The following is a 22,799-nucleotide window of genomic DNA, read 5'->3' as shown; positions in this document are numbered from 1 at the left end:
GATGATTGTGCTCCGTTTCACCGGGGTCAGGCATCCGCTCCCCACCGGCTCGCACGGGCGGGTGGCGCGTGCCGCCCATCCGCCATTGGGGAGCAGGGTTGTCTGAGTCGTCGGGACATGTCGTTATCGCCCCGGACAAGTTCAAGGGCTCGCTGACCGGTGCCGAGGTCGCCGCGCGGATCGCCGCGGGTCTCGGGCCCGGCGTCGCCACGGTCGCGCTGCCGGTGGCCGACGGCGGTGACGGCACCGTGGACGCGGTCGTGGCCTGCGGGTTCACCCGGGTCGAGGTCGAGGTCACCGGCCCCGTCGGTGAGCCGGTACTCGCCTCCTACGCCTGGCGCGACGCCCTCGGGGAAGGAGACGTGGCCACCGCGGTCGTCGAGCTGGCCGAGGCGTCAGGGCTGCGGCGGTTGCCGGCCGCCTCGGCGGCGGGCTCGCTCGCGCACGAGGGCGTCGAGACGGCACCTCTCACCGCGACCAGCCACGGCACCGGCGAGCTGATCGCCCACGCCGTACGGCGCGGGGCCCGGCGGATCGTGCTCGGTCTCGGCGGCAGCGCCTGCACCGACGGGGGCGCGGGCATGATGCGGGCGCTCGGCGTCCGCTTCCTGGACGCCGACGGGCGGGAGCTCCCGTTCGGCGGAGCCGCCCTCGGCGACCTGGCAAAAATCGATAAATCCGGCCTTATCAAGATTGATGATGTCGAGTTCGTCGTCGCGGGCGACGTGGACAATCCGCTGCTCGGTCCGCACGGAGCCGCCGCCGTGTACGGGCCGCAGAAGGGCGCGAGCCCCGACGAGGTGAGGCTGCTCGACGCCGCCCTCGCCCGGCTGGCCGCCGTCGCCGCACACACCCACGGCCTGGTCGGGGCCGCCGAGCACGACGGCGTCGTCCGTTCGATGGGCGTGGCCGGGCAGCCGGGCGCCGGTGCCGCGGGGGGAGTGGGATTCGCCGCGCTGGCCTTCCTGGCCGCCGAGTTCCGGCCCGGCATCGAATACCTCCTCGACCTGCTCGGATTCCACGACAGCCTGGAGGGCGCGCGCCTCGTCGTCACCGGTGAGGGCTCGCTCGACGAGCAGACGCTGCGCGGCAAGGCGCCGGCGGGGGTCGCGAGCGCCGCGGCCAAAGCGGGGGTCCCCGTCGTCGTGGTCTGCGGGCGCCGGGCTCTCGGCGACGAGGAGCTGAGCGCGGCGGGTATCACGGCCGCCTACGCGCTCACCGACATCGAGCCCGATCCGGCCGTGTGCATGTCGCAGCCGGGCCCGCTGATCGAACGGCTCGCGCGCACGGTCGCCGAGAGGCACCTTTGAGCGCCGTTCCGGCGACGTCCGGGCGCGGCGGGAAAGAGGGCCGCGGGAGCGGGAAGGGGACGCCGGGTACGGGCGCTCGGACCGGCACGTGCCGCGGCGAGAAGCAGGCAGGAACGGAGAGCCGATGAGTGCGAGGGCTGAGGACGTGCCGGATCTGGTCATCCGCTCCCGCCGGGCCGTGCTGCCCGGGAAGGAGGGACCGGCGGCCGTCGCGGTCAGGGACGGGAAGATCGTCGGGATGCACGCCCACGACGCCCGGTTGAACGCCGCCGAGCAGGTCGACCTCGGCGACGTCGCGCTGCTGCCGGGCCTCGTCGACACCCACGTGCACGTCAACGAGCCCGGCAGGACCCACTGGGAGGGATTCGCCTCCGCCACCCGGGCCGCCGCGGCGGGTGGGGTGACCACCATCGTGGACATGCCGCTCAACTCGCTGCCGCCGACCGTGAACGCGGAGGCCCTGGCGGTGAAGAGGAGCGCCGCGGACGGGCGGTGCGCGGTGGACGTCGCCTTCTGGGGCGGCGCGATCCCCGGCAACGTCGCGGACCTGAGGGCGCTGCACGAGGCGGGGGTACGCGGGTTCAAGTGCTTCCTGTCCCCGTCGGGGGTGGAGGAGTTCCCGCCGCTGGACACGGACGGGCTGCGGGCGGCCATGGTGGAGATCGCCTCCTTTGACGGCCTGCTGGTCGTGCACGCCGAGGACCCCGCGCTGCTCGCGGACCCGGTGGGACCGCGGTACCCGGAGTTCCTCGACTCCCGCCCGGGGGAGGCCGAGCGCCGTGCCGTCGAGCGGGTCGCCGCGCTGGCCGCGGAGACCGGGGTGCGGGCGCACATCCTGCACGTGTCGTCCGCGCTCTGCCTGGAACCGCTGGCCAGGGCCAGGCGGCAGGGGATCAGGCTCACCGCGGAGACCTGCCCGCACTACCTCACGCTGGTGGCCGAAGAGGTGCCCGAGGGCGCCACCCAGTTCAAGTGCTGCCCGCCGATCCGTGCCGCGGCCAACCGCGACGAGCTCTGGCGCGGGCTCGCCGACGGGGTGCTCGGCTGCGTCGTCTCCGACCACTCGCCCTCCACCCCCGACCTGAAGGTGCCCGACTTCGCCGCCGCCTGGGGCGGTATCTCCTCCCTGCAGCTCGGCCTGACCGCGGTCTGGACCGAGGCGGCGCGGCGCGGGTACGGTCTGGGCGACGTCGTGCGCTGGATGGCCACCAGCCCGGCCGAACTGGCCGGGCTGCGCGGCAAGGGCGCCATCGTCGAGGGCGCCGACGCGGACCTGGTCGCCTTCGACGCCGACGCGGTGCACACCGTGGACGTCGCCAGGCTGCACCACAGGAACCCGGTCACGCCCTATCACGGCAGGACGCTCACGGGCATGGTCCGCACGACCTGGCTGCGTGGCCGGGCCGTGGGGAAGGACTTCGGCGGCGTCCTGCTTTAGCGCTCCCGCGGCCGGGACTTCGCCCCTCGCGAGAAAGGTTCTCTTCTTGATCGAGTTCACCGCACTGCCCGACCTCGCCCTGCGTGCCCTCGGTGGCTCGGTGATCGCGGCCAACGACGAGTCCTTCGCGGAGAAGGAGAGCCTCATCAGGCCGGGGCGCCCCGGCTTCCGCCCGCACACCTTCGGCGCCAAGGGCCAGGTCTACGACGGCTGGGAGACCCGCAGGCGGCGCGAGCCCGGCCACGACTGGGCCCTGGTCAGACTCGGCATGCCCGGGGTGATCCGGGGTGTCGTGATCGACACCGCCTGGTTCAAGGGAAACTACCCGCCGCACGCCTCCGTCGAGGCGTGCGAGGCCGAGGGCCATCCGACGGTCGCCGAGCTGGAGGCGGCCGACTGGGTGGAGATCGTTCCCATGAGCGACCTCAAGGGGGACGCCGAGCACTTCTTCGAGGTGTCCGGAGAGCGCCGCCACACCCACGTGCGGCTGAACATGTTCCCCGACGGGGGCATCGCCAGGCTGCGGGTGCACGGCGAGGTCAGGCCCGACCTGTCGGTGTACGAGGGACTCGGCCTGGACCTGGCCGCACTGGAGAACGGCGCGCTCGTCACCGCCTGCTCCGACGAGTTCTACTCCTCGCCCAACAACGCCATCTCCCCGGGCCTCGCCCGCCACCAGGCCGAGGGTTGGGAGACCGCCCGCCGTCGCGACGGCGGCAACGACTGGCTGGTCATTCGCCTGGCGGGGCCCGGGATCGTCAGGCTCGCCGAGATCGACACCACCAACCTGGTGTTCAACGCTCCCGCCGAGGTCTCCGTCACCGGCAGCGCGGACGGCGTCACCTGGTTCCCGCTGCTGCCCAGGACCCGCCTGCTGCCCGACACCCGGCACCGCTTCCGCGTCACCGACGCGCCCGAGGCCGCGTACGCCAGGGTGGACATCCACCCCGACGGCGGTCTCGCCAGGATCCGCCTGCACGGTTTCCTGACCGAAGGCTGAGCGCGCGGAGGTCCGCCCCGGCGCGGGTACCGGGCCCGCCCGGCCGTCAGTACCAGATGGTGACCTCGGTGCCGACCGGGACGGTCTGGCCGCCCGGCGGGATCTGGGCCAGCACCCTGCCCTTGCCCAGGGTCCGCCTCAGCTTCACCGTGACCCCCGCGGCGCGCAGTTCGTCGCGCGCCGCCCTGAAGTCCTTGAACATGATGTTCGGGATCTGCACGACGTTGCCGCCGTCGCCGGGAGGCTGCTCGCCGTTGTTCTCCCAGGGCCAGTGCCACTCGCTGGCGCACTGCGAAAGGGTCAGCCGGACCACGGCGCCCTTGTCGGTCTCGGCCTTGGGGCGGGGATCCTGGGCGATGACCGTGCACGGCTGGGCGGCGTCGGTCTGCTCGACGAACTCGGGAACGAATCCCGCCCCGCGCAGCACCCCGTCCGCCTGGTCGCGGGGCATGCCCATGACGTCCGGCATGAGCAGACCCGCGCTGATGACCAGGTCGACCTTGCTGCCCTCCTTGACCGGGTTTCCCACGGCCGGCACGGTCCGCATCACCTGGCCGCGCGGCACGGTGTCGCTGGCCTGCTTCCTGACCTTGCCGGCGACGAGCGAGTCCTCCGCCAGTCTGCTCCTGGCCTGGGGCTCGGTCATGCCCACCACGTTGGGCACCGCGACCCGCTTGGGGCCGGCCGAGGCGATCAGGATCAGCTTGCTCCCCGGCTCGGCCTCGGTGCCCGCCACGGGGTCGGTGCGGAGCACGCTGCCCTTGGGCACCTTCTCGTCATGCTCGGCCTCGCCCTCCTCGACGGTGAAGCCGCGCTGTCTGGCCTCGCTGGTGGCGACCGTGATGTTCTTGCCCACCAGGGCGGAGGGCACCACGATGGTGGTGTTCTGCGAGAACAGCCAGCCGGTCACCCCCACCGCGATCACCATGACCACGGCCAGCGCGAGCAGGAACCAGCGGGCGCCGGACATCCTGCGCGCCGGGGGCACGGGCGCCGGCTGGTCGCTTACCGGGCCGGTGGGCAACTCGACGCGGGGCTGGATCAGCGTGTGGTTGGCCGGCGCGGGCGGTGCGGACACCGTGGTCTCGTGGGTGTGCGGCGGCCCGACGGGGACGGACGGCACCGGGCCGCTCTCCCTGGGCAGCATCCGGTGCGCGTCGACGGCGGCGACCAGCAGCGCGGTGGCGTCCGCGGGACGGTTCGCGGGATCGCGGGCCGTCGCCCTGGCCACCAGGGTGTCGAGCAGCGGGGGAGAGCCGGGGAGCAGCGCGGAGGGCACGGGCACCGTGTCGTGTACGTGCCGGTAGGCCACCGACATCGGGGTGTCGCCCTCGTACGGCTGGCGGCCGGTCAGGAGCTCGAACAGCATGATGCCGGCCGCGTAGACGTCGCTGCGGGCGTCGGCGGCCCCCGAGGTGACCTGCTCGGGGGACATGTAGCCGATGGTGCCGATCATGACACCGGTGCGCGTCTGGTTGGTCGCCTCGATCGCGCGGGCCAGGCCGAAGTCCACCACCTTGACCCGGCCGTCGTCGGCGAGCAGCACGTTCTCCGGCTTGACGTCCCGGTGGACCAGGCCCGACTGGTGGGCCGAGCCCAGCGCGGCGAGCACCGGGATCATGACCTCCAGTGCCTCGCGGGCGGGCAGCCTGCCACGGTCGCGAAGCACGTCGCGCAGGGTCCGGCCCGGCACGTACTCCATCGAGAGGTAGACGTTGTCGCCATCCGTGCCCTGGTCGAAGACGTGCACCACGTTGGGGTGCGACAGGCTCGCCACCGACTTGGCCTCGCCGATGAACCGCCGTACGAAGGCGGGGTCCTCGGCGAGCGAGCGGTGCATCACCTTCACGGCGACAGTGCGGTCGAGCCGGATGTCCAGGGCCAGATAGACGGTCGCCATTCCGCCCCGGGCGATCCGGGACTCGACGCGGTAACGCCCGTCGAGGAGTTTCCCGACCAGGGGGTCCGTAAGCGTCGTGTCCACGTGGCCGAGTTTACGGGCGATTTGACGCCGACAGGGTCCCTGAATCCCAAACCGATGCCGAGACGTGGTCGTTTTCTATCGATGAAGAGGGGAGGAGGCTTCCGCGTAGCGACGCCGGGGTATCCGTCCGGCCAGGCGGGCCGCCCGGCCCGCCGCGACGGCCGAGCGCATGGCCTGCGCCATCAGCTCCGGACGCTGCGCACGGGTGACCGCGGTGGCCAGCAGAACCGCGTCACAGCCCAGCTCCATGGCCAGTGCCGCGTCGCTGGCCGTGCCGATCCCCGCGTCCAGGATCACCGGCACGCTCGCGAACTCCACGATCAGCTCGATGTTGTGCGGGTTGCGGATGCCGAGGCCGGAACCGATGGGCGCCCCCAGCGGCATCACCGCCGCGCAGCCCGCCTGTTCCAGCCTGCGTGCCAGCACGGGGTCGTCGCCGATGTAGGGCAGCACCACGAACCCGTCGGCGACCAGCCGCTCGGCGGCGTCGAAGGTCTCGATGGGATCGGGCAGCAGGGTGCGCTCGTCGGCGATGACCTCCAGCTTCACCCAGTTCGTCTCCAGCGCCTCCCTGGCCAGCCTGGCGGTCAGCACGGCCTCCCCGGCGGTGAAGCAACCCGCGGTGTTCGGCAGCACCCTGATGTCGCGCCGGCGCAGCACGTCGAGCACCGAGCCCCGCGCGGCCGGGTCGAGCCGCCGCATCGCGACGGTGGTCAGCTCGGTCCCCGAGGCGGCGAGCGCCGCGTCGAGGATCTCCAGGGACGGGGCGCCCCCGGTGCCCATGATGAGACGGGAGGAGAACTTCTCGCCGCCGATGATCAGATCGTCCACCATGCCGCTCATCCTCCCTGAACCGCGGTGAGCACCTCGACCCTGTCGGCCTCCGCGAGCGCGGTGGCCTCCCAGGCGCCGCGCGAGACGACCTCGTCGTTCACCGCGACGGCCACCCCGCTCCGCATGCCGGTCAGCCGCTGCACGGCCTGCGCGACGGTCGCCCCGGCGGGCAGCTCGTGCGCGGCGCCGTTGATGGTCACGTTCATGACAGCTCCTGCGGTGGGTGCTCCTGGAAGCGGAGGGGTGAGCAGATCGAGGAGAGCTCCGGGTCGCTCTCGCCCGAGCAGAGGTCGGCGGTGAGCGGGGCGAGCAGTACCCCGCCCCGGTGGTGCCCGGTGGCCATGTGCAGACCGGGCACGATCGTGGGACCGACCAGCGGCAGGTTGTCCGGGGTGCCGGGGCGCAGTCCCGCGACGACCTCGGCCACCTCCAGCTCGGTCACGCCGGGGACGAGCTCCCGCGCGTCGCGCAGCAGCTCCCACAGCCCACCGGCGGTGACACGGGTGTCGAAGCCCATCTCCTCCTGCGTGGCGCCGAGGACGACCTCGCCGTCGCCGCGCGGCACCAGGTAGACGTTCGAGCCGTGCACGACCCCGCGCACGCATCGCCGCAGGATCGGCGCGGGGGAGCGCAGCCGCATGATCTGGCCCTTGACCGGCCGCACCGGGGGCAGTGCCTCGGGCGGCATCCCCGGCAGGGAACCCGACCAGGCGCCGGCGGCGAGGACCACCCGCTCGGCCCCGACGCTCTCGCCGGTCGCCAGCCGCACCCCGGTGACCGCTCCGGCGGCCGTGAGCAGCCCGGCCACCCGGGCGCGCACCAGGGTGCCGCCCGCCCGCTCCAGGGCGGTGAGGAGCGCGCTGGTGACCTTCCTGGGGTCCACCCAGGCGTCGCCGCCCGCCAGCATGCCGCCGCGGACCGCGGGGGCCAGCATGGGTTCCAGGCGGCGGCACTCGCGGCCGGTGAGCCGCTCGGCGGACAACCCCAGCTTGGCGACGAAGGCGGCGAGATCGTCCAGCGCGGCCAGATCGTCCGAGCCGAAGGCGACGTCGAGGGTGCCGTCGGCGCGGTGGTCGAGGTCGTGCCCGCTCGCGTCCGCCAGTTCGGCGGCGAAGGCGGGCCAGCGTTCCAGGGAGGCCAGGCCCAGTCGCAGCAGCGGCTCCTCGGTGTAGGTGACCTCGCTGACCGGGGCCAGCATGCCCGCCGCCGCGTGCGAGGCGCCGGAGGCGGGCGCGGGGTCGGCCACCGCCACCTTCAGTCCCCGGCCGGCGGCACGCCAGGCCACCGACAGTCCGATCACCCCCCCGCCGACGACGAGGAGGTGGAAATGGTCCGCCATGTGTACTCCGCTCCCTTCGCCGGCATGACCCGGATCAGGTTCGTGGCGGTCGAGGGCCCGCTCGCGGTCGTCTCCGGACCTGGCTCGCGCCGGGTCCTTCGTCGCTCCGCGGCCCTCCTCTCAGCCCGGTGCGTTCCGGGCTCCCGCGCGTCTTCCCCCCACCCTAAGGGGTCCGGCAACACGCTTAGAGCGTCAGATGTGAGGTAAATACCGTTTTCGTTATCAACGACCGTTGGTAGGAGTACGGTGCTGACGCTTATGGTCGGGAAGTGTGAATCATGTCGTGGTGGTAGGCGCCGGTCTGGCCGGCGTACGCAGCGTCGAGGCGTTACGGGCCCGCGGGTTCGGCGGCAGGATCACGCTGATCGGGGAGGAGCGGCACAGACCGTACGACCGTCCACCCCTGTCCAAGGGGGTGCTGCTCGGCGAGACCGACTCCACCGTCGTCGACTCCGACCTCGACGCGCTCGAGGTCGACTTCCGCGCGGGCGTCTCCGCCAAGGGGCTCCACCCCGGCGTGGTCGAGACCACCGAGGGCGAGCTGGCCTACGAGGGCCTGGTCATCGCCACCGGCGCGCGTCCGATCCGGCTGCGCGGGGACGGCCCGCAGCACGTGGTGCGCACCATCGACGACGCGCTCCGGCTGCGTTCCCTGCTCGGCAGGGGGACGAGGGTCGCCGTGATCGGCGCGGGCTGGATCGGCGCCGAGGTGGCCACCGCCGCCCGCAGGGCGGGATGCGCCGTGACCGTGATCGAGGCGGCCGACGTCCCGCTGTCCGCCGCGCTCGGCCAGGTCGGCGCGTACACCGCCGCCTGGTACGCGGAGGCCGGCGTCGACCTGCGCCTGGGCACCATGGTCGCCTCGGTCGACCAGGGGGGACTCACCCTGGCCGACGGCTCCGCGGTCGAGGCCGACGTGGTCGTCACGGGCGTCGGCGTGCGGCCCGCGACCGAGTGGCTGGCCGGCTCCGGTGTCCGGCTCGACAACGGCGTGGTCACCGACGAGCACCTGCGCACCTCGCTGCCCGGAGTGGTCGCCGTGGGCGACTGCGCGGCCTGGTGGTCGCGCCGCTACGGGGTGCGCCTCCGCGTCGAGCACTGGGACACCGCCCTGGGCGCCCCGGACGTGGCCGCGGCCACGCTCGTCGGCGACGTCGCCGTCTACGACCCGGTCCCCTACTTCTGGTCCGAGCAGTTCGGCCACATGGTCCAGTACGCCGGGTACCACGACGGCGCCCGCCTGATCCGGCGCGGCGACCCGGAGGCCGAGGGAAACACCAGGTGGGCGGTGTGCTGGGTGACCGAGGACGACCGGCTCGCCGCGGTCCTCTCGGTCAACCGCCCCCGCGACCTCGTCCAGGGGCGCCGCCTCATCGAGGGTGGACGGCGCCTCGACGTCAATCGCCTCGCCGACCCTGCGATAGCGTTGCGCGACTGTACGGTGGCGTAACCTCGCCGCCAGGTGTTTGGCGAAGGGCTCGATGTGGTAGTGGTGGATTCGTGACGCTTTCTGTTGCGCAGATCGACCGGGAGACCGACCAGTTGGTGGGCGAGTGGCTCACCCTGACCGAGGTTGCCAGAAGGCTCAACCTGAGCGCCGGTCGCGCCAAGCAACTTCTCAAGGACCGCAAGCTCATCGGAGTGCGCAGGGGCGGTGGCGAGCCACAGGTCCCCGCGGCCTTCCTCGCCGGCGGGGACGTCGTCAAGGGGCTGCCGGGCACTCTCACGGTGCTCCTCGACGCCGGATACGACGACGTCGAGTCGCTCCGCTGGCTTTTCACCCCCGACGACACGCTGCCGGGCTCGCCGGTCGACGCGATCGTGGCGGGCCGCCACACGGAAGTGAAGAGACGTGCCCAGGCCCTCGGTTTCTGACGCCCGTCTGTATCTGTGCACCGACGGACGGCGTGACCGGGGAGATCTCGCGGACTTCCTCGACGCCGCCCTGGCGGGCGGGGTCGACATCGTGCAGCTGCGCGAGAAGGGTCTTGAGGCGCGCGAGGAGCTCGACCTCCTCGCCGTCTTCCGCGAGGCCTGCGACCGGCACGGCAAGCTCCTGGCCGTGAACGACAGGGCCGACATCGCCTACGCGATCCGCCCCGACGTGCTCCACCTCGGCCAGGGCGATCTGCCGGTGCCGGTCGTGCGCGACATGCTCGGCGACGACATCCTCATCGGGCGTTCCACTCACGCCCCCGAGGAGGCGTCCGCCGCGGCGGTCGAGCCCGGCGTCGACTACTTCTGCTGTGGCCCGATCTGGCCGACGCCCACCAAGCCCGGCAGGCACGCTCCGGGCCCCGGCCTGCTCAGGCATGCCGCGGCCCTGGAGACCGAGCGGCCCTGGTTCGGCATCGGCGGCATCGACCTCACCAACCTGGACGAGGTCATCTCCCATGGGGTGCGCCGGGTCGTGGTGGTGCGGGCGATCACCGAGGCCGACGATCCCAAGGCGGCGGCGGAGGAGTTCAGGCGGAGGCTGGCGGCCTCCGTCTGAGGTCCTTCCGCCCGGCGGGAGCGTGTCTCCGGCCGGGCGGACGGGACGCCGAGGGCACCGGCCCGGTGCACGGATCAGGCGCGCGGTTCGGATGCGTGGTTCGGATACGCGGTTCAGGTGCTCCGGGAGGTGGCGGCCACCGCGAGGTCGGCCAGGGCCTCCCGGGCGTCGGGCCGGATCGGGGCGCCCTCCAGCGAACCGAGGGCGTTCTCCAGGTATCCCTTGATCAGGTCCTCGCACGCCACGAGAGCCCCCGTCTCCTCGATGATCCGGCGCAGCCGGTCCACTCCGGCCTCGTCCAGGTCCGGGTCACCGAGCGTGGTGCGTACCACCTGTGCCTGGGAGGCCGAGGCGGCGGCGAGCGTGCGGGCGATGAGCATCGTCCGCTTGCCCTCGCGGAGATCGTCGCCGGCCGGTTTGCCGGTCTCGCCCGGGTCGCCGAACACGCCGAGGATGTCGTCGCGAAGCTGGAAGGCGATGCCCACGGACCGCCCGTACTCCTCGCAGAGCCGGTCGATCCAGGGCTCCCTGCCCTGGGCGGCCAGTACCAGCCCGAGCCGGAGCGGCTGCTCCACGGAGTACTTGCCGCTCTTGAAGAGGGCGACTCGCAGCGCGCTGTCGAAGGTGCCCTCGCCGTGCGCCTGCTCCAGCAGGTCGAGATACTGGCCGCACATCAACTCGGTGCGCATGTCGTCGTGCACCTTCTGCGCCGCCGCCAGCGAGGCGGCCGGCAGGCCGCTGTTGCGCCACATCTCACCGGACCAGATGAGCATCAGGTTGCCCAGCAGAATGGCCGCACCCTCGCCGAACTGCTCGGCGGAGCCGTGCCAGCCCGCCTTTCTGTGCAGTTCCTCGAACCTGCGGTGCGCCGAGGGCATGCCCCGGCGCAGGTCGCTGGCGTCCATCACGTCATCGTGCACCAGGGCGCTCGCCTGGAGCAGCTCAAGGGAGGCGGCCGCGGCGAAGAGCGCGGGGTCGTCGCCCCCGCCCGCACCGTGCCAGCCCCAGTAGCAGAAGGCGGGGCGCAGCCGCTTGCCGCCCGAGAGGAAGTCCTCGGCCGCGGAGACAAGAGGGGCCAGCTCTGGAGCGCTGACCTGCGGACGCTGTTGTTCGACGAACCGCCGGAGAGCATGGTCGACCTCGGACCGGATCATGTCCAGCGCGGTTGCAGAAGTGATCATCGAATACCTCCGGTATGGAAACCCTGGGCTTCAGCTCTGGGGAGGAAACGCGGTACGGTGCCGCACGCCCTGGCACCGTGTCCGGCGGTGATGACCCCCCGACCACCGTACGCATGGCCGGCACGAGCCTGCCCGCCGGGGCGGTGGAGAGGCGGAACGGTTGTGGGGCCGGTGCGAGACACGACACCTCCGGGTTTCGCGCGACTGGTCATGAGGCAGGAAACCCAATCTATGAAAGTTGGGATCCTCCGGCTTCGGCGCCGGGACGAGGTCAAGTAATGAGATTAACGGTCTAAGGGGATATTTCGATCTAGAAGAACGGTTGTTCCGCGTGAAGGTCACTCCGTGGGCGGCCGCGATCTGATCGGGCATCCGAGCGGCCGGGTCGGTATCCTTGCCCCATGGCTCTGGGTCGCCCGTCCGTTCTTCCAGATCGTGTCGCCACCGTCCGCGAACTCCTCGCCGCCGGTGCCCACTCGTTCTCCTTCGAGTTCTCCCCCCCGAAGACCGATGAGGGAGCGCGCCAGCTCTGGCGTGCCGTCCGCGAGCTGGAGGCGCTACAACCCACCTTCGTCTCCGTCACCTACGGTGCCGGAGGCAGCACCCGCGACCGCACCGTCGACATCGTCGAGCGGATCGCCCATGAGACCACGCTGACCCCGGTCGCCCACTTCACGGCCGTCAACCACTCCATCCGCGAGCTGCGCCACCTGGTCGGCCGGTTCGCCGGGGCGGGCGTTCGCAACATCCTCGCCGTGCGGGGCGACCCGCCGGGCGACGTGACGGGCGAGTGGGTGCGCCACCCCGAGGGCGTCCTGTACGCCGAGGAACTGGTCAGGCTCATCCGCCAGTCCGGCGACTTCTGCGTGGGCGTGGCCGCCTTCCCCTACAAGCACCCCAGGTCGCGCTCGATCGAGTCCGACACCGAGTACTTCGTACGCAAGTGCCGGGCGGGCGCCGACTACGCGATCACCCAGATGTTCTTCCGCGCGGACGACTACCTGCGGCTCCGTGACCGGGTGGCGGCCAGCGGCTGTGACACACCGATCATCCCGGGCATCATGCCCGTCACGCAGATGAGCACCATCGCCAGGTCGGAGCAGCTCTCCGGCGCGCCGTTCCCGCCCGAGGTGGCCGAGAGGTTCGCGGCCGTCGCCGACGACCCGGCCGCCGTGCGCAGCCTGGGCATCGAGCTCGCCGCCGAGCTCTGCCAGACCCTGCTCGACGAGGGCGCGCCCGGCATCCACTTCATCACCTTCAACCGCTCCAGCGCGACCCGCGAGGTCTTCCAGGCGCTTGACCACACGCCGAAGGCCCCTTCGCTGGGGGGCTGAGCGGGAAGTCTCCCGCTGGGCGGCTCAGCCGTCCAGCGGAAGGACCGCCCCGAGGATCGCGTAGCGCTCGTGCCCGCCGGGGAAGACGAACTGTGTGAGCAGGTCCGCGAAGCCGAGGCTCCGGTAGAGGTGCCGGGCCGCGGTGGGCCGGTCACGGGTGGACAGCACGGCGGTGCGCTCCAGGCGGCCCGCGCATATTCCCATGATCATTGACCGTCCGATGCCCTTGCCCTGGTAGTCGGGGCGGACGTGGATCTCGGCGAGCTCCAGTGCGTCGCCCAGCCAGCCGCGGGCGCTGCCCTCGCCGTGCTTCTCGGCGAGGGCCCGCCGGACCACGTCGTGCCACCACTGGCCGGAGACTCCGTGGAAACCGTAGGCGATGCCTATCGGGGTGCCGTCGGAGAGCTCGGCGAACAGGCAGGTGAAGGCGGGGTTGGTGGCGTGGCTCCCCATGATCGCCTTGCGACCGGCGATCTGGTCGGCGGGCGGGTTCATCGCCTCGGTGTAGACGTCAAGGACCGCGTCCAACCGGAGCGTGAACTCGTCGGGGCCGATCCGTCGCAGTCCGATCACGCGTCGCACCCTAGCAGGGAGGACATGACGCGGGTCATCGCCGGATCGCGGTCACTCGACCTCGACGGGGACTCCGCCGGTGATGCGGACGAGCTCGTCGAAGGAGGTCGGGAAGACGGTGTGCGGGTGGCCGGCGGCGGCCCAGACGACGTCGTACTTGCCCAGCCAGGTGTCGACCAGCGTCCTGACCGGGGCGGGGTGGCCGACCGGGGCGACGCCGCCGATGACCTGGCCGGTGGCCGCCCGCACGAAGGCGGGGTCGGCGCGCTTCACCTTCGCCACACCGGCCGTCCCGGCGATCAGGTCGGTGTCGACCCGGTGGGCTCCGCTGGTCAGTACCAGGAGCGGCTCGCCGTCGGCGTCGAATATCAGGCTGTTGGCGATGGCGCCGACCTCGCAGCCGAGCTGCGCGGCGGCGCTGGCGGCGGTCGGGGTGGCCTCGGCGAAGGTGACGATCTCGCCGGGGACGGCGTGCTCACGGAGCACGGCGGCGACTTTCTCAACGTTCGGATGCAACTTTTCTGGCACCTGGCCACTCTAAACGGGTTGACCGTTGATTTCCGCTTCATAACCGGTCGCTTGCACGGGGAACCCGTGCGCTATGGTCCCTTGACCTGATCCATAGTGATATGAGGAGTTGATGGAAAGTGGGGGTTGGACAGCGGCTGGGAGCGGCCGCGCTGATGACGGCGGGGGCCGTGCTCCTCTCTTCCGTGGGCGTCACCCTTTCCGCGGGCGTCGCCGAGGCCCAGGCCGCGGTCTCGGCCGCGCCGGCCGTCGCGACGAGGACCGAGGCGTCCCGGTTCGTCGCACCGGGCAAGACGCTCAGGCTCGGCGCGAAGGGCGCCCCGGTGAAGGCGCTCCAGGAGAGGCTGGCCGAGCTCGGCTACGCCCCGGGCAGGATCGACGGCCGCTACGGCGGTGCGACCCTGACCGCGATCTGGGCCTTCCAGAAGGTCAACGGCATCTCGCCGACCAGCACGGTGGCGCGCAGGACCTGGCAGGCCCTGGAGAGTCCGCTGGCGCCGAAGGTGCTCGTCCCCGGGGGTAAGCCGACCCGGGTGGAGGTGAACCTCGCCACCCAGGTGATGGTCCTCTACGTCGACGGCGCGGTGCGGCTGATCAGCCACACCTCCTCGGGCAGTGGGATCGCCTACTGCGAGACGGCCACCTGGGAGGGAAAGACCCAGCGGTTCTGCGGCGACGCCCGCACGCCGACGGGCGACTACAAGACCACCTGGCGCAGGGACGGCTGGCACAAGTCCTACCTGGGCCAGCTCTACAACCCGATCTTCTTCAACGGCGGCATCGCCTTCCACGGCGCGCTGTCGGTGCCGCTGGCACCCGCCTCCCACGGCTGTGTCCGGTTGCCGATGCACGTGGCGGAGGTCCTTCCCGGTCTGCTCGGCACCGGGGTGCCGGTGCACGTCCGGGGCAGGTTCGCCCGGTAGCGCGGCGGATCGGGCGAACCGGCGGGCGGATCGGCGCTCGGCGAGCGGAGGCCCCGGGAGACGGAGATCTCCCGGGGCCTCCGTCATGTCTGTCATATCGGAAGATCGAACTTTTGTTCGCTGTTTTACTTGACAGTATTAGTGGTCGAATTTATGTTCGATGTAATGACGCGGGTCTGGTAACCCGTGTCCAGGGTGGTCGGCCGGATCCACGTCGTCGGAGGAGACGATCGGGCCCAGGTCGGGGCGGACGGGGAGAGGGGAAGCTCCTCGTCCGGCCACCCGGTGGATTTGTCGGTGGGGTCTGCGAATGTTGACACCGCCGGTGAAAACGCCGGGAGCCGCTTGCGACCAAGGAGGCTGACGCACATGACCCCTCGGCTCGGCGATTCCGGTGGGCCCCGACTCTCCCCCACGGTGCGAGCGCACCTCACAGACGCGCGTGACTGCCTCGAAGAGGCCGCCGCCGCCCGGACCTCCGCCGCTCGTTATGTCGCGGCCCACCTCGCGGCGCTCAGGGCGGCCGCCGCCGTCCTGGCCGCGCGACCCCGTCCCATGCAGGGCCGCAGGCGCAGGCTGCGCAGCGCCTGGGAGTTGCTCCCCGAGGCCGAGCCCCGGCTGGCCGAGTGGGCGCCCTACTTCGAGACGAGCGCGGCCAAGCGGGCCGCCGCCGAGGCGGGGCTGACCCGCACGGTGTCGTCGCGAGACGCCGAGGAGCTCATCTCCGAGGCGGAGCGCTTCGTCGTCGAGGTCGAGAACCTGCTCGGGGTGCCGGCGCAACCCGTGCTCCCCGGCCACGTCCCCCTGGCGGGCTAGGGTTCCTCTCCGTCCTGGCGAGGGTCGGCCGGACGGTGTCGCGGTGACCGTCGACGACGCGGGGGGCGCCGTCCGGCCGGCCTCGGCGGGCAGGACCCGCGGCGGTCTACGCCGCCGAGGAGTTCTCCTGGACGGCGCGGTGGCGCAGCAGGAGCATGGCGGCGTCGTCGCCCAGCGGTCTGCCCACGTGCTGGAGCAGGTCCGCGCGGAGCGCGTCCAGCGACCCCTGAGGGTCGTCCTCACCGTCCAGCAGGTGCGCCCGCTCCGGCAGCGGGTAGAACTCGCCGAACCCGTTGCGCGCCTCGATGACCCCGTCGGTGTAGAAGAGGACCTGGTCTCCCGGCTCGAAAGGGATGTGGTGCGGCTGCGGCTTGCTGGCCTGTAGTGCGCTCATGCCCAGCGGCAGGGCCTCATCCGGCGGGTCGGCGAACCAGATCGTGCCCTCGGCGTCCAGCACCATGGGCGGGGGGTGGCCGCAGTTGATGACGGCGATGGTGGAACCGCCACGGATCTCGGCCAGCACGGCGGTCACGAACTGCTCGCCGGACAACTCGCGGGTCAGTGCCTTCTCCAGCCGTGCCACGACGCCCTGGAGCTTCTTCTCGTCGTGGGCCGCCTCCCGGAAGGCGCCGAGCACCACGGCCGCGGTCTCCACCGCTTCCAGGCCCTTGCCCTGCACGTCTCCCACGATGATCCGGACCCCGTGCGGGGTGGTGACGACCTCGTACAGGTCACCGCCGATCCTGGCCTCGGCCGTGGCGGAGGTGTACGAGACGGCCACGCCTATGCCGGGACCGGCGCGGCGGGGCACAGGGCGCAGCAGCACCCGCTGGGCGGCCTCGGCCACCGAGCGCACGTCGGCGAGCTGGCGTTCGTGGCGCAGCCGCCCGGCGCTGGCCAGCACGCTGGCCACGGTGACGCCGAGGATGGCGAACATGGTGATGTTGGTACGCGGTGTCCAGAGGATGTCGTTGTAGAGGCCGAGCGCGACGCACAGCACCAGGGCGACGACGCCGATCACGGTGGTGCGGGCCAGGCCGCAGGCCACACTGGCGAAGGCCGGGCCGAGGGCGAGCAGCGGGAGAAGGCCGGACGTGGGGCCCGAGCCGAAGTCGATCACGGCCACCACGGCCATGACGACGAACGGCAGCAGCTTCAGGGTGTCCTGAGTCCCGGTGGTGCCGATCGACGCCAGCAACCGCAGGAAGGTGCGCGTCTTGGTCGATCCCAGCGACACCATGACCGAGTGGAGGCGGCTTTTTGGGCGCGGCCGAGAGTGATCGAGCCGATCATCTCCCGAAGTCATGTCCACCGTATCTCGCCAATCGAATGTTTGCCTTTTCCTACCACAGTGGCCGTGGGCCGGGGCGGAATGCAGCCAACGTTCTGCTGAGAGCAAGATTTTTCGGGGCGGGGCGGGGTGGGCACGCCGGTTCCGGCGCACCCACGACCGGTCAGACGGTCAGAAGGACTCGACGGCGCGGCGCGCCTCGGGGTCCAGGACTCCCCAGCCGATGAGCTCCTCGGTGAGCTCGCTGGGGGACTTGTCATAGATCACGGCAAGGGAGCGGAGGTCCTCCTGGCGGATGGACAGCACTTTGCCGTTGTAGTCGCCGCGCTGGCTCTGGATGGTGGCCGCGTAGCGGGCAAGCGCACCGGCCTTCTCCTTGGGGAGCTGGGCAAGGCGCTCAAGATCGATCACAAGTTTCGGTGTCGGGCCCAGCGGGCTGGGGGCAGCCCCTCCGGGCAGCAACTCCGAGACCGGCACCCCGTAGAAATCGGCCAGCTCGGCAAGCTTCTGCACGGTGACGGCACGGTCGCCACGCTCGTAGGAGCCCACGACGACCGCCTTCCAGCGCCCGCGGGACTTCTCTTCGACTCCATGCAGGGACAGGCCCTGCTGGGTGCGAATGGCGCGGAGTCGTGCACCCAGCGACTTGGCGTACTCAGACGGCATGGTGTGGCCCCCCGGCTCTGTATGTACTGCTCTCAACTTGATTGTGCTACCTCGCAACTTATGCCCCGGTCACCGGGTTGGCGCCCGGGGAGGCGTCTTCGATGACCGGTGCGTCAGGGTTCACCCGATAACGCCACGAGGTGTGGTTACGGACAGTGACGGTAAAGCTGTGGGCGCCTAAGGTCAAGCTGATTGGAAAAAAGATGTCGAATCCGGTCCGATGTGGTCCGCCTCAAACGCGGTAGTTGTCCTACCGTGCATCGCGAAACCTCTAGTTTTTACGGGATTTTCGCTGGATTCTGGCTTCTTCCGGAGGATTCGGGCAACATCATCTTCGGGTGCGGCGACAAGAGTATGATCTTCGACGACGCGGCCGGGAGGAATACCCGGTGCGACGATCCCGTCCATCCGGACGGTGCGGATCGGCGGTGTGCCCGCATGCCGGTCGAGGCTCGCCGGTGCCGTCTCCGCGGCGGCCCGCCGGCGGCCGCCTGCCTCGCCCGACGCCCCGATCGGGACGCGGGCGGCGGAGGCGGGCGAGCCGGGCTCCTCACCTCGGCGGTGCCTTTCGTGGCGGCGATCCGCCCGGCCGCCGGGAGGGCTCAGACGCCGTCGCGTTCCAGCGGGCAGCTCATGCAGCGCGGGCCGCCCCGGCCCCTGCCGAGCTCGCTGCCCCGGATCGTGATGACCTCTATCCCGTTGCGGCGCAGGTGGTTGTTGGTGGTGGTGTTGCGCTCGTAGGCCACGACCACGCCGGGTCGCAGGGCCAGCACGTTACAGCCGTCGTCCCACTGCTCCCGTTCGGAGGCGTACACGTCCTGTGTCGCGCTGAGGACCTTGATGTCGTCCAGGCCGACGGCCCGCGCGATGGCTCTGTGCATGTCCTCGGGGGGATGGTCGGTGATCTTGAGTTCCTTCTCGTTGTCGCCGGGCTCGACGGTGTAGGAGGGCAGCATGCCCAGCCCCGCGAACTTGGTGAACACCCCGACGTCCACGTTGGTCATCACCGTGTCCAGGTGCATGAAGGCCCGCGCCTTCGGCATGTCCAGCGCGACGATCCTGGTCGCGGCGCCCTTCGCGAACAGGCTCCGCGCGAGCATCTCGACAGCCTGCGGCTGGGTGCGCTCGCTGATCCCCACCAGCACCGCGCCCCGGCCGATGACGAGCACGTCGCCGCCCTCGATGGTGGCCGGAGCCGCGGGGATGCCGGGCATCCAGACGTGGTAGCCGCCCTCCTCGGGCCGGTCGTAGCCGGAGGCGAAGGCGGGGTGGTAGCGGTAGATCGCCTCCATGTTGACCGTCTCGCGGCGGCGGGCCTTCTTCCTCATCGCGTTGATCGAGACGCCGTCGTAGATCCAGCAGGAGGTGTCGCGGGTGAACAGGTGGTTGGGCAGCGGGGGCAGGACGAAGTCGTCCGGCCTGAGCGTGTGGAAGGCGAGGCTTTTGGGATCGGTGCCCATGTCCACCAGTTCGCGCTTGGTGATGCCGCCGGTGAGATAGCGCTGGAGCATCGTGGAGTCCATCGAGTCCAGCGCGTTGCGGATGGCGTCGACGGCCATCGGGCCGAAGTAGCGTTCGTCGGCGATGCCGTCCAGGATGTGCTTGCGCGCCTGGGGGATCTCGACGGTCTCGTGGAGCAGGTCGGAGAGCATGTGGACGGTGACCCCCTGGTCGACCAGGAGCCTCTGCCACTCCTCGTGCTCCTCCACCGCGCGCTGCACCCACAGCACGTCGTCGAAGAGGAAGTCGTCCTTGTTCGAGGGCGTGAGCCGTTTCAGGGCGAGTTCGGGCCGATGAAGCAGGACCTGGTGGAGCCGGCCGACCTCGGAGTCGACGTGAAAGGCCATTTCTCTTCCTTCGCGGCTGGTGACGAGAGAGTCGGGAGGGCGGCGCCCCGGACACCGTGGGTCTCTGTGGGCCTCTGTGGGTCTCCGTGGGCGCGCTCGCCATACCTCGCGTTGGTACGGATCTAAAGCGCATACCCGCCAGAACCATGGGAAGTCAGTGAAGATCACGATATTTATTCACTTTTGGGAAGATCCCTGGGGCGGTGTCCGGCATCCGCCGAGGTGGGGCCGGTCAGGGCGAGCCTTCGAACGGCTGGTAACGTAAGAGCGCTGACTTCCTTTAAGACCCGTCCTGTGAGGCGGGAAAGGTGGTGTTACTCCTTGACCGATGCCATTTCGCATGCGCTGAGCGGTGCGCGCGCCGTTCTCGAGCAGCCCGATATCAACCGGGCCCTGGTCCGCATCTCCCACGAGATCCTTGAACGGACCAAGGGCGGCGAGAACGTCGTCCTGCTGGGCATCCCCACGCGCGGGGTCCACCTGGCCCGCCGCCTGGCCGCCCACATCAAGCAGTTCGAGGGCCGTTCCGTGCCCGTCGGCTCCCTCGACGTCACGATGTACCGAGACGACCTGCGCCTGCGTCCCGCCCGCGCGCTGGGCCGCACCGAACTGCCCGCCGACGGCATCGACGGCAGGACCGTCGTCCTCGTCGACGACGTCCTCTACTCCGGCCGCACGGTCCGTGCCGCGCTCGACGCGCTCAACGACCTGGGCCGCCCGCAGGCCGTGCAACTCGCCACCCTGGTCGACCGCGGCCACCGCGAGCTGCCCATCCGCCCCGACTACGTGGGCAAGAACCTGCCGACCTCCAAGTCCGAGAGCGTCAAGGTCTACCTGGAGGAGAACGACGGCCGCGACGCGGTCCTGCTGCTGAAGGAGGAGGGCCGGTGAAGCGGCACCTGATCTCGGCGGCCGATCTGACCCGTGACGACGCCCTGCTCATCCTGGACACCGCGGACGAGCTGGCGAAGATCTCGGAACGTTCCATCAAGAAGCTCCCCACCCTGCGGGGCCGCACCGTGGTGAACCTCTTCTTCGAGGACTCCACCCGGACCAGGATCTCCTTCGAGGCCGCGGCCAAGCGCCTGTCGGCGGACGTCATCAACTTCTCCGCCAAGGGATCCAGCGTCTCCAAGGGCGAGTCGCTCAAGGACACCGCGCTCACCCTGGAGGCGATGGGCGCCGACGCCGTCGTCATCCGGCACGGCGCCTCGGGCGCCCCGTACCGGTTGGCCGGCTGGGTGCGCGGCAGTGTCGTCAACGCCGGTGACGGCACCCACGAGCACCCCACCCAGGCCCTGCTCGACGCCTTCACCATGCGCCGCCGCCTGGGCTCGCTGGACGGCAGGAAAGTGACCATCGTCGGCGACGTGCTGCACAGCAGGGTGGCCCGCTCCAACGTGCTGCTGCTGGCCACCCTCGGTGCCGAGGTGACCCTGGTCGCCCCGCCGACCCTGTTCCCGGTCAACGTCGACTCCTGGCCGTGCGAGGTCTCCTACGACCTCGACGCGATGCTGCCCAAGTCCGACGTGGTGATGATGCTGCGCGTGCAGCGCGAGCGGATGAACGCGGCGTTCTTCCCCACCGAGCGGGAGTACAGCCGCCGCTACGGGCTCGACCGCGAGCGCGTCGCCAGAATGCCCGACCACGCCATCGTGATGCACCCCGGCCCGATGAACCGGGGAATGGAGATCGCGGCCGAGGTGGCCGACTCGCCGCGCTCGACGATCGTCGAGCAGGTCGCCAACGGTGTGACCGCACGCATGGCCGTTCTGTACCTGCTGCTTGGCGGCGCCGACCTCGGGGGAGAGATCTGATGAACGACCGCATCGGGACCACGCGTGACGGCATCGTCATCAGGGGCGCCAGGATCCTCGGCGGGGAGCCCGCCGACATCCTGATCCGCGACGGTCTCCTGGTGGAGATCGGCCAGGGGCTGAGCGTCGGCGAGACCGTCGAGACCGTCGAGGCCGAGGGGTTGATCGCCCTGCCCGGTCTGGTGGACCTGCACACCCACCTGCGCGAGCCGGGGCGTGAGGACGCGGAGACCGTCACCACGGGCACCCGCGCCGCCGCCCTCGGCGGCTACACCGCCGTGCACGCCATGGCCAACACCGACCCGGTCGCCGACACCGCCGGCGTCGTCGAGCAGGTCTGGCGCCTGGGCCAGGAGGCGGGCTACTGCGACGTGCAGCCCGTCGGAGCCGTCACGGTCGGCCTGGGCGGCGAACACCTGGCCGAACTCGGCGCGATGGCCGACTCGGCGGCCCAGGTGCGGGTCTTCTCCGACGACGGCAGGTGCGTCTCCGACGCGGTGCTCATGCGCCGCGCGCTGGAGTACGTCAAGGCGTTCGACGGCGTCGTGGCCCAGCACGCCCAGGAGCCGCGGCTGACCGAGGGCGCGCAGATGAACGAGGGCGCGGTCTCCGGCAGGCTGGGCCTGACCGGATGGCCCGCGGTCGCCGAGGAGGCGATCATCTCCCGCGACTGCCTGCTGGCCGCGCACGTCGGCTCGCGCCTGCACATCTGCCACGTCTCCACGGCGGGCTCGGTGGAGCTCATCCGCTGGGCCAAGTCCAAGGGCTGGGACGTCACCGCCGAGGTGACCCCGCACCACCTGCTGCTGACCGACGACCTCGTCGAGGACTCCCCGGTCGGCTCCTACAACCCGATCTACAAGGTGAACCCGCCGCTGCGCACCCGCGCCGACGTCGAGGCGCTGCGCGCGGCCCTGGCCGACGGCACGATCGACTGCGTGGCCACCGACCACGCCCCGCACCCGGTCGAGGACAAGGAGGCCGAGTGGGCCGCCGCCGCGATGGGCATGATCGGCCTGGAGACGGCGCTCGCGGTGGTCCAGGAGGCGATGGTGGAGACGGGGCTGCTCGACTGGGCCGGTGTCGCCGAGCGGATGTCCTGCGCCCCGGCCAGGATCGGCAGGCTTCGGGGACACGGGCAGCCGATCGAGGTCGGCGCGCCGGCCAACCTCACCCTCTACGACCCGGCGGTGCGCGCCGCGGTCGACCCGGCGGGCTACGCTTCCAAGAGCCGCAACACCCCCTACCAGGGCCTTACCCTGCCCGGCCGGGTCGTGGCGACCTTCCTGCGCGGCAGGCCGACGGTCCTGGACGGGAAGCTCACGTGAGGACCTCCCGCCTTCCCGCACCGGGACGTGGGGGCGTTCCGCCCGGTGCGGCGACGGCGGACCGATGTGCCAGATATTTCATACTTTGCGGAGCTG

Annotated in this window: 22 protein-coding genes; 12 read left to right on the top strand and 10 right to left on the bottom strand. The window is 71.2% G+C overall.

Annotated elements, in window-relative coordinates:
- Nucleotides 1-98: 98 nt before the first annotated feature.
- From ACFQVD_RS17360 to alc, 3 genes are all read left to right on the top strand, one after another.
- Complete coding sequence (locus ACFQVD_RS17360) at nt 99-1,310, top strand: glycerate kinase (protein ID WP_386271531.1); 1,212 nt, start codon at nt 99-101, stop codon at nt 1,308-1,310.
- 124 nt (nt 1,311-1,434) lie between these two features.
- Nucleotides 1,435-2,748 carry an allantoinase AllB gene (gene allB / locus ACFQVD_RS17355; protein ID WP_343979672.1) on the top strand — a complete coding sequence of 438 codons (1,314 nt, stop codon included), beginning with the start codon at nt 1,435-1,437 and terminating at the stop codon, nt 2,746-2,748.
- Between the two features lie 46 nt (nt 2,749-2,794).
- Nucleotides 2,795-3,748 carry an allantoicase gene (alc, locus tag ACFQVD_RS17350; RefSeq protein ID WP_343979669.1) on the top strand — a complete coding sequence of 318 codons (954 nt, stop codon included), beginning with the start codon at nt 2,795-2,797 and terminating at the stop codon, nt 3,746-3,748.
- Between the two features lie 46 nt (nt 3,749-3,794).
- Here alc and pknB read toward each other — a convergent pair whose 3' ends face one another.
- The 4 genes from pknB to thiO all read right to left on the bottom strand — a co-directional run bounded on the left by pknB (nt 3,795) and on the right by thiO (nt 7,905).
- A complete protein-coding gene (gene pknB, locus ACFQVD_RS17345; protein WP_343979666.1) occupies nt 3,795-5,732 on the bottom strand; it encodes a Stk1 family PASTA domain-containing Ser/Thr kinase in 1,938 nt (645 codons plus the stop codon).
- A 75-nt stretch (nt 5,733-5,807) separates the two neighbouring features.
- Nucleotides 5,808-6,566 carry a thiazole synthase gene (locus ACFQVD_RS17340; protein WP_343979663.1) on the bottom strand — a complete coding sequence of 253 codons (759 nt, stop codon included), beginning with the start codon at nt 6,564-6,566 and terminating at the stop codon, nt 5,808-5,810.
- A 5-nt stretch (nt 6,567-6,571) separates the two neighbouring features.
- Nucleotides 6,572-6,772: a sulfur carrier protein ThiS gene (gene thiS, locus ACFQVD_RS17335; RefSeq protein WP_030910039.1), complete on the bottom strand. Its 201-nt coding sequence runs from the start codon at nt 6,770-6,772 to the stop codon at nt 6,572-6,574.
- The gene (gene thiO / locus ACFQVD_RS17330; protein ID WP_343979659.1) at nt 6,769-7,905 is read right to left on the bottom strand and encodes a glycine oxidase ThiO; all 1,137 of its coding nucleotides are present in this window, start codon (nt 7,903-7,905) and stop codon (nt 6,769-6,771) included. The genes thiS and thiO overlap by 4 nt, the downstream gene beginning before the upstream one ends.
- 271 nt (nt 7,906-8,176) lie before the next feature.
- Here thiO and ACFQVD_RS17325 point away from each other — a divergent pair, with 271 nt between their 5' ends.
- Genes ACFQVD_RS17325 through thiE form a run of 3 tightly spaced genes read left to right on the top strand, consistent with a single transcriptional unit; the run spans nt 8,177 to nt 10,399 of the window.
- Complete coding sequence (locus ACFQVD_RS17325; RefSeq protein WP_343979655.1) at nt 8,177-9,355, top strand: NAD(P)/FAD-dependent oxidoreductase; 1,179 nt, start codon at nt 8,177-8,179, stop codon at nt 9,353-9,355.
- A gap of 50 nt (nt 9,356-9,405) precedes the next feature.
- Entirely contained in the window at nt 9,406-9,780 is a 375-nt protein-coding gene (locus ACFQVD_RS17320) for an Rv2175c family DNA-binding protein (protein ID WP_343979651.1), read from the top strand.
- Complete coding sequence (gene thiE / locus ACFQVD_RS17315) at nt 9,758-10,399, top strand: thiamine phosphate synthase (protein WP_343979648.1); 642 nt, start codon at nt 9,758-9,760, stop codon at nt 10,397-10,399. Before ACFQVD_RS17320 ends, thiE begins: the two co-directional genes overlap by 23 nt.
- Nucleotides 10,400-10,512: 113 nt before the next feature.
- Here thiE and ACFQVD_RS17310 read toward each other — a convergent pair whose 3' ends face one another.
- The gene (locus ACFQVD_RS17310) at nt 10,513-11,580 is read right to left on the bottom strand and encodes a polyprenyl synthetase family protein (protein WP_343979646.1); all 1,068 of its coding nucleotides are present in this window, start codon (nt 11,578-11,580) and stop codon (nt 10,513-10,515) included.
- A gap of 401 nt (nt 11,581-11,981) precedes the next feature.
- Between ACFQVD_RS17310 and metF the strand changes: the two genes are divergently transcribed.
- On the top strand, nt 11,982-12,914 hold the full coding sequence (metF, locus tag ACFQVD_RS17305; protein WP_343979644.1) for a methylenetetrahydrofolate reductase [NAD(P)H]: 933 nt from the start codon (nt 11,982-11,984) through the stop codon (nt 12,912-12,914).
- Between the two features lie 24 nt (nt 12,915-12,938).
- Here the strand turns inward: metF and ACFQVD_RS17300 are convergent, their stop codons facing one another.
- Nucleotides 12,939-13,487 carry a GNAT family N-acetyltransferase gene (locus ACFQVD_RS17300; protein ID WP_343979640.1) on the bottom strand — a complete coding sequence of 183 codons (549 nt, stop codon included), beginning with the start codon at nt 13,485-13,487 and terminating at the stop codon, nt 12,939-12,941.
- A 51-nt stretch (nt 13,488-13,538) separates the two neighbouring features.
- Nucleotides 13,539-14,015, bottom strand: coding sequence for a YbaK/EbsC family protein (locus ACFQVD_RS17295; RefSeq protein WP_386271527.1), 477 nt, complete (start codon nt 14,013-14,015; stop codon nt 13,539-13,541).
- A 119-nt stretch (nt 14,016-14,134) separates the two neighbouring features.
- On the opposite strand from ACFQVD_RS17295, the gene ACFQVD_RS17290 reads away from it, so the two are divergent.
- Together ACFQVD_RS17290 and ACFQVD_RS17285 are read left to right on the top strand one after the other, a co-directional pair.
- Nucleotides 14,135-14,938, top strand: coding sequence for a L,D-transpeptidase family protein (locus ACFQVD_RS17290; RefSeq protein ID WP_343979637.1), 804 nt, complete (start codon nt 14,135-14,137; stop codon nt 14,936-14,938).
- Nucleotides 14,939-15,307: 369 nt separating this feature from the next.
- Nucleotides 15,308-15,754: an SAV_6107 family HEPN domain-containing protein gene (locus tag ACFQVD_RS17285; RefSeq protein ID WP_030910014.1), complete on the top strand. Its 447-nt coding sequence runs from the start codon at nt 15,308-15,310 to the stop codon at nt 15,752-15,754.
- A 106-nt stretch (nt 15,755-15,860) separates the two neighbouring features.
- On the opposite strand, the gene ACFQVD_RS17280 is transcribed toward ACFQVD_RS17285, so the two are convergent.
- The 3 genes from ACFQVD_RS17280 to ACFQVD_RS17270 all read right to left on the bottom strand — a co-directional run bounded on the left by ACFQVD_RS17280 (nt 15,861) and on the right by ACFQVD_RS17270 (nt 19,558).
- The gene (locus ACFQVD_RS17280; RefSeq protein WP_343979633.1) at nt 15,861-16,994 is read right to left on the bottom strand and encodes a PP2C family protein-serine/threonine phosphatase; all 1,134 of its coding nucleotides are present in this window, start codon (nt 16,992-16,994) and stop codon (nt 15,861-15,863) included.
- A gap of 222 nt (nt 16,995-17,216) precedes the next feature.
- Nucleotides 17,217-17,711, bottom strand: coding sequence for a transcriptional regulator BldD (gene bldD, locus ACFQVD_RS17275; protein ID WP_030910010.1), 495 nt, complete (start codon nt 17,709-17,711; stop codon nt 17,217-17,219).
- A 602-nt stretch (nt 17,712-18,313) separates the two neighbouring features.
- Entirely contained in the window at nt 18,314-19,558 is a 1,245-nt protein-coding gene (locus ACFQVD_RS17270) for an arginine deiminase (RefSeq protein ID WP_343979626.1), read from the bottom strand.
- Between the two features lie 321 nt (nt 19,559-19,879).
- Here ACFQVD_RS17270 and pyrR point away from each other — a divergent pair, with 321 nt between their 5' ends.
- Genes pyrR through ACFQVD_RS17255 form a run of 3 tightly spaced genes read left to right on the top strand, consistent with a single transcriptional unit; the run spans nt 19,880 to nt 22,703 of the window.
- Nucleotides 19,880-20,449, top strand: coding sequence for a bifunctional pyr operon transcriptional regulator/uracil phosphoribosyltransferase PyrR (gene pyrR, locus ACFQVD_RS17265; protein ID WP_281178467.1), 570 nt, complete (start codon nt 19,880-19,882; stop codon nt 20,447-20,449).
- Nucleotides 20,446-21,375: an aspartate carbamoyltransferase catalytic subunit gene (locus tag ACFQVD_RS17260; protein ID WP_343979617.1), complete on the top strand. Its 930-nt coding sequence runs from the start codon at nt 20,446-20,448 to the stop codon at nt 21,373-21,375. Before pyrR ends, ACFQVD_RS17260 begins: the two co-directional genes overlap by 4 nt.
- On the top strand, nt 21,375-22,703 hold the full coding sequence (locus tag ACFQVD_RS17255) for a dihydroorotase (protein ID WP_343979614.1): 1,329 nt from the start codon (nt 21,375-21,377) through the stop codon (nt 22,701-22,703). The genes ACFQVD_RS17260 and ACFQVD_RS17255 overlap by 1 nt, the downstream gene beginning before the upstream one ends.
- Nucleotides 22,704-22,799 lie beyond the last annotated feature (96 nt).

The sequence above is a fragment of the Streptosporangium amethystogenes subsp. fukuiense genome (genome assembly GCF_042665875.1).
Classification (GTDB): domain Bacteria; phylum Actinomycetota; class Actinomycetes; order Streptosporangiales; family Streptosporangiaceae; genus Streptosporangium; species Streptosporangium fukuiense.
This window is presented reverse-complemented; position numbering and strand designations above follow the sequence as displayed.

Coding starts and splice junctions, on each gene's coding strand:
- allB (WP_343979672.1), top strand. CDS start 1,435: ATGAGTGCGAGGGCTGAGGACGTGCCGGATCTGGTCATCCGCTCCCGC.
- ACFQVD_RS17340 (WP_343979663.1), bottom strand. CDS start 6,566: ATGGTGGACGATCTGATCATCGGCGGCGAGAAGTTCTCCTCCCGTCTC.
- thiS (WP_030910039.1), bottom strand. CDS start 6,772: ATGAACGTGACCATCAACGGCGCCGCGCACGAGCTGCCCGCCGGGGCG.
- thiO (WP_343979659.1), bottom strand. CDS start 7,905: ATGGCGGACCATTTCCACCTCCTCGTCGTCGGCGGGGGGGTGATCGGA.
- ACFQVD_RS17310 (WP_343979646.1), bottom strand. CDS start 11,580: ATGATCACTTCTGCAACCGCGCTGGACATGATCCGGTCCGAGGTCGAC.
- metF (WP_343979644.1), top strand. CDS start 11,982: ATGGCTCTGGGTCGCCCGTCCGTTCTTCCAGATCGTGTCGCCACCGTC.
- ACFQVD_RS17285 (WP_030910014.1), top strand. CDS start 15,308: ATGACCCCTCGGCTCGGCGATTCCGGTGGGCCCCGACTCTCCCCCACG.
- ACFQVD_RS17280 (WP_343979633.1), bottom strand. CDS start 16,994: ATGGTGTCGCTGGGATCGACCAAGACGCGCACCTTCCTGCGGTTGCTG.
- bldD (WP_030910010.1), bottom strand. CDS start 17,711: ATGCCGTCTGAGTACGCCAAGTCGCTGGGTGCACGACTCCGCGCCATT.
- ACFQVD_RS17270 (WP_343979626.1), bottom strand. CDS start 19,558: ATGGCCTTTCACGTCGACTCCGAGGTCGGCCGGCTCCACCAGGTCCTG.
- ACFQVD_RS17255 (WP_343979614.1), top strand. CDS start 21,375: ATGAACGACCGCATCGGGACCACGCGTGACGGCATCGTCATCAGGGGC.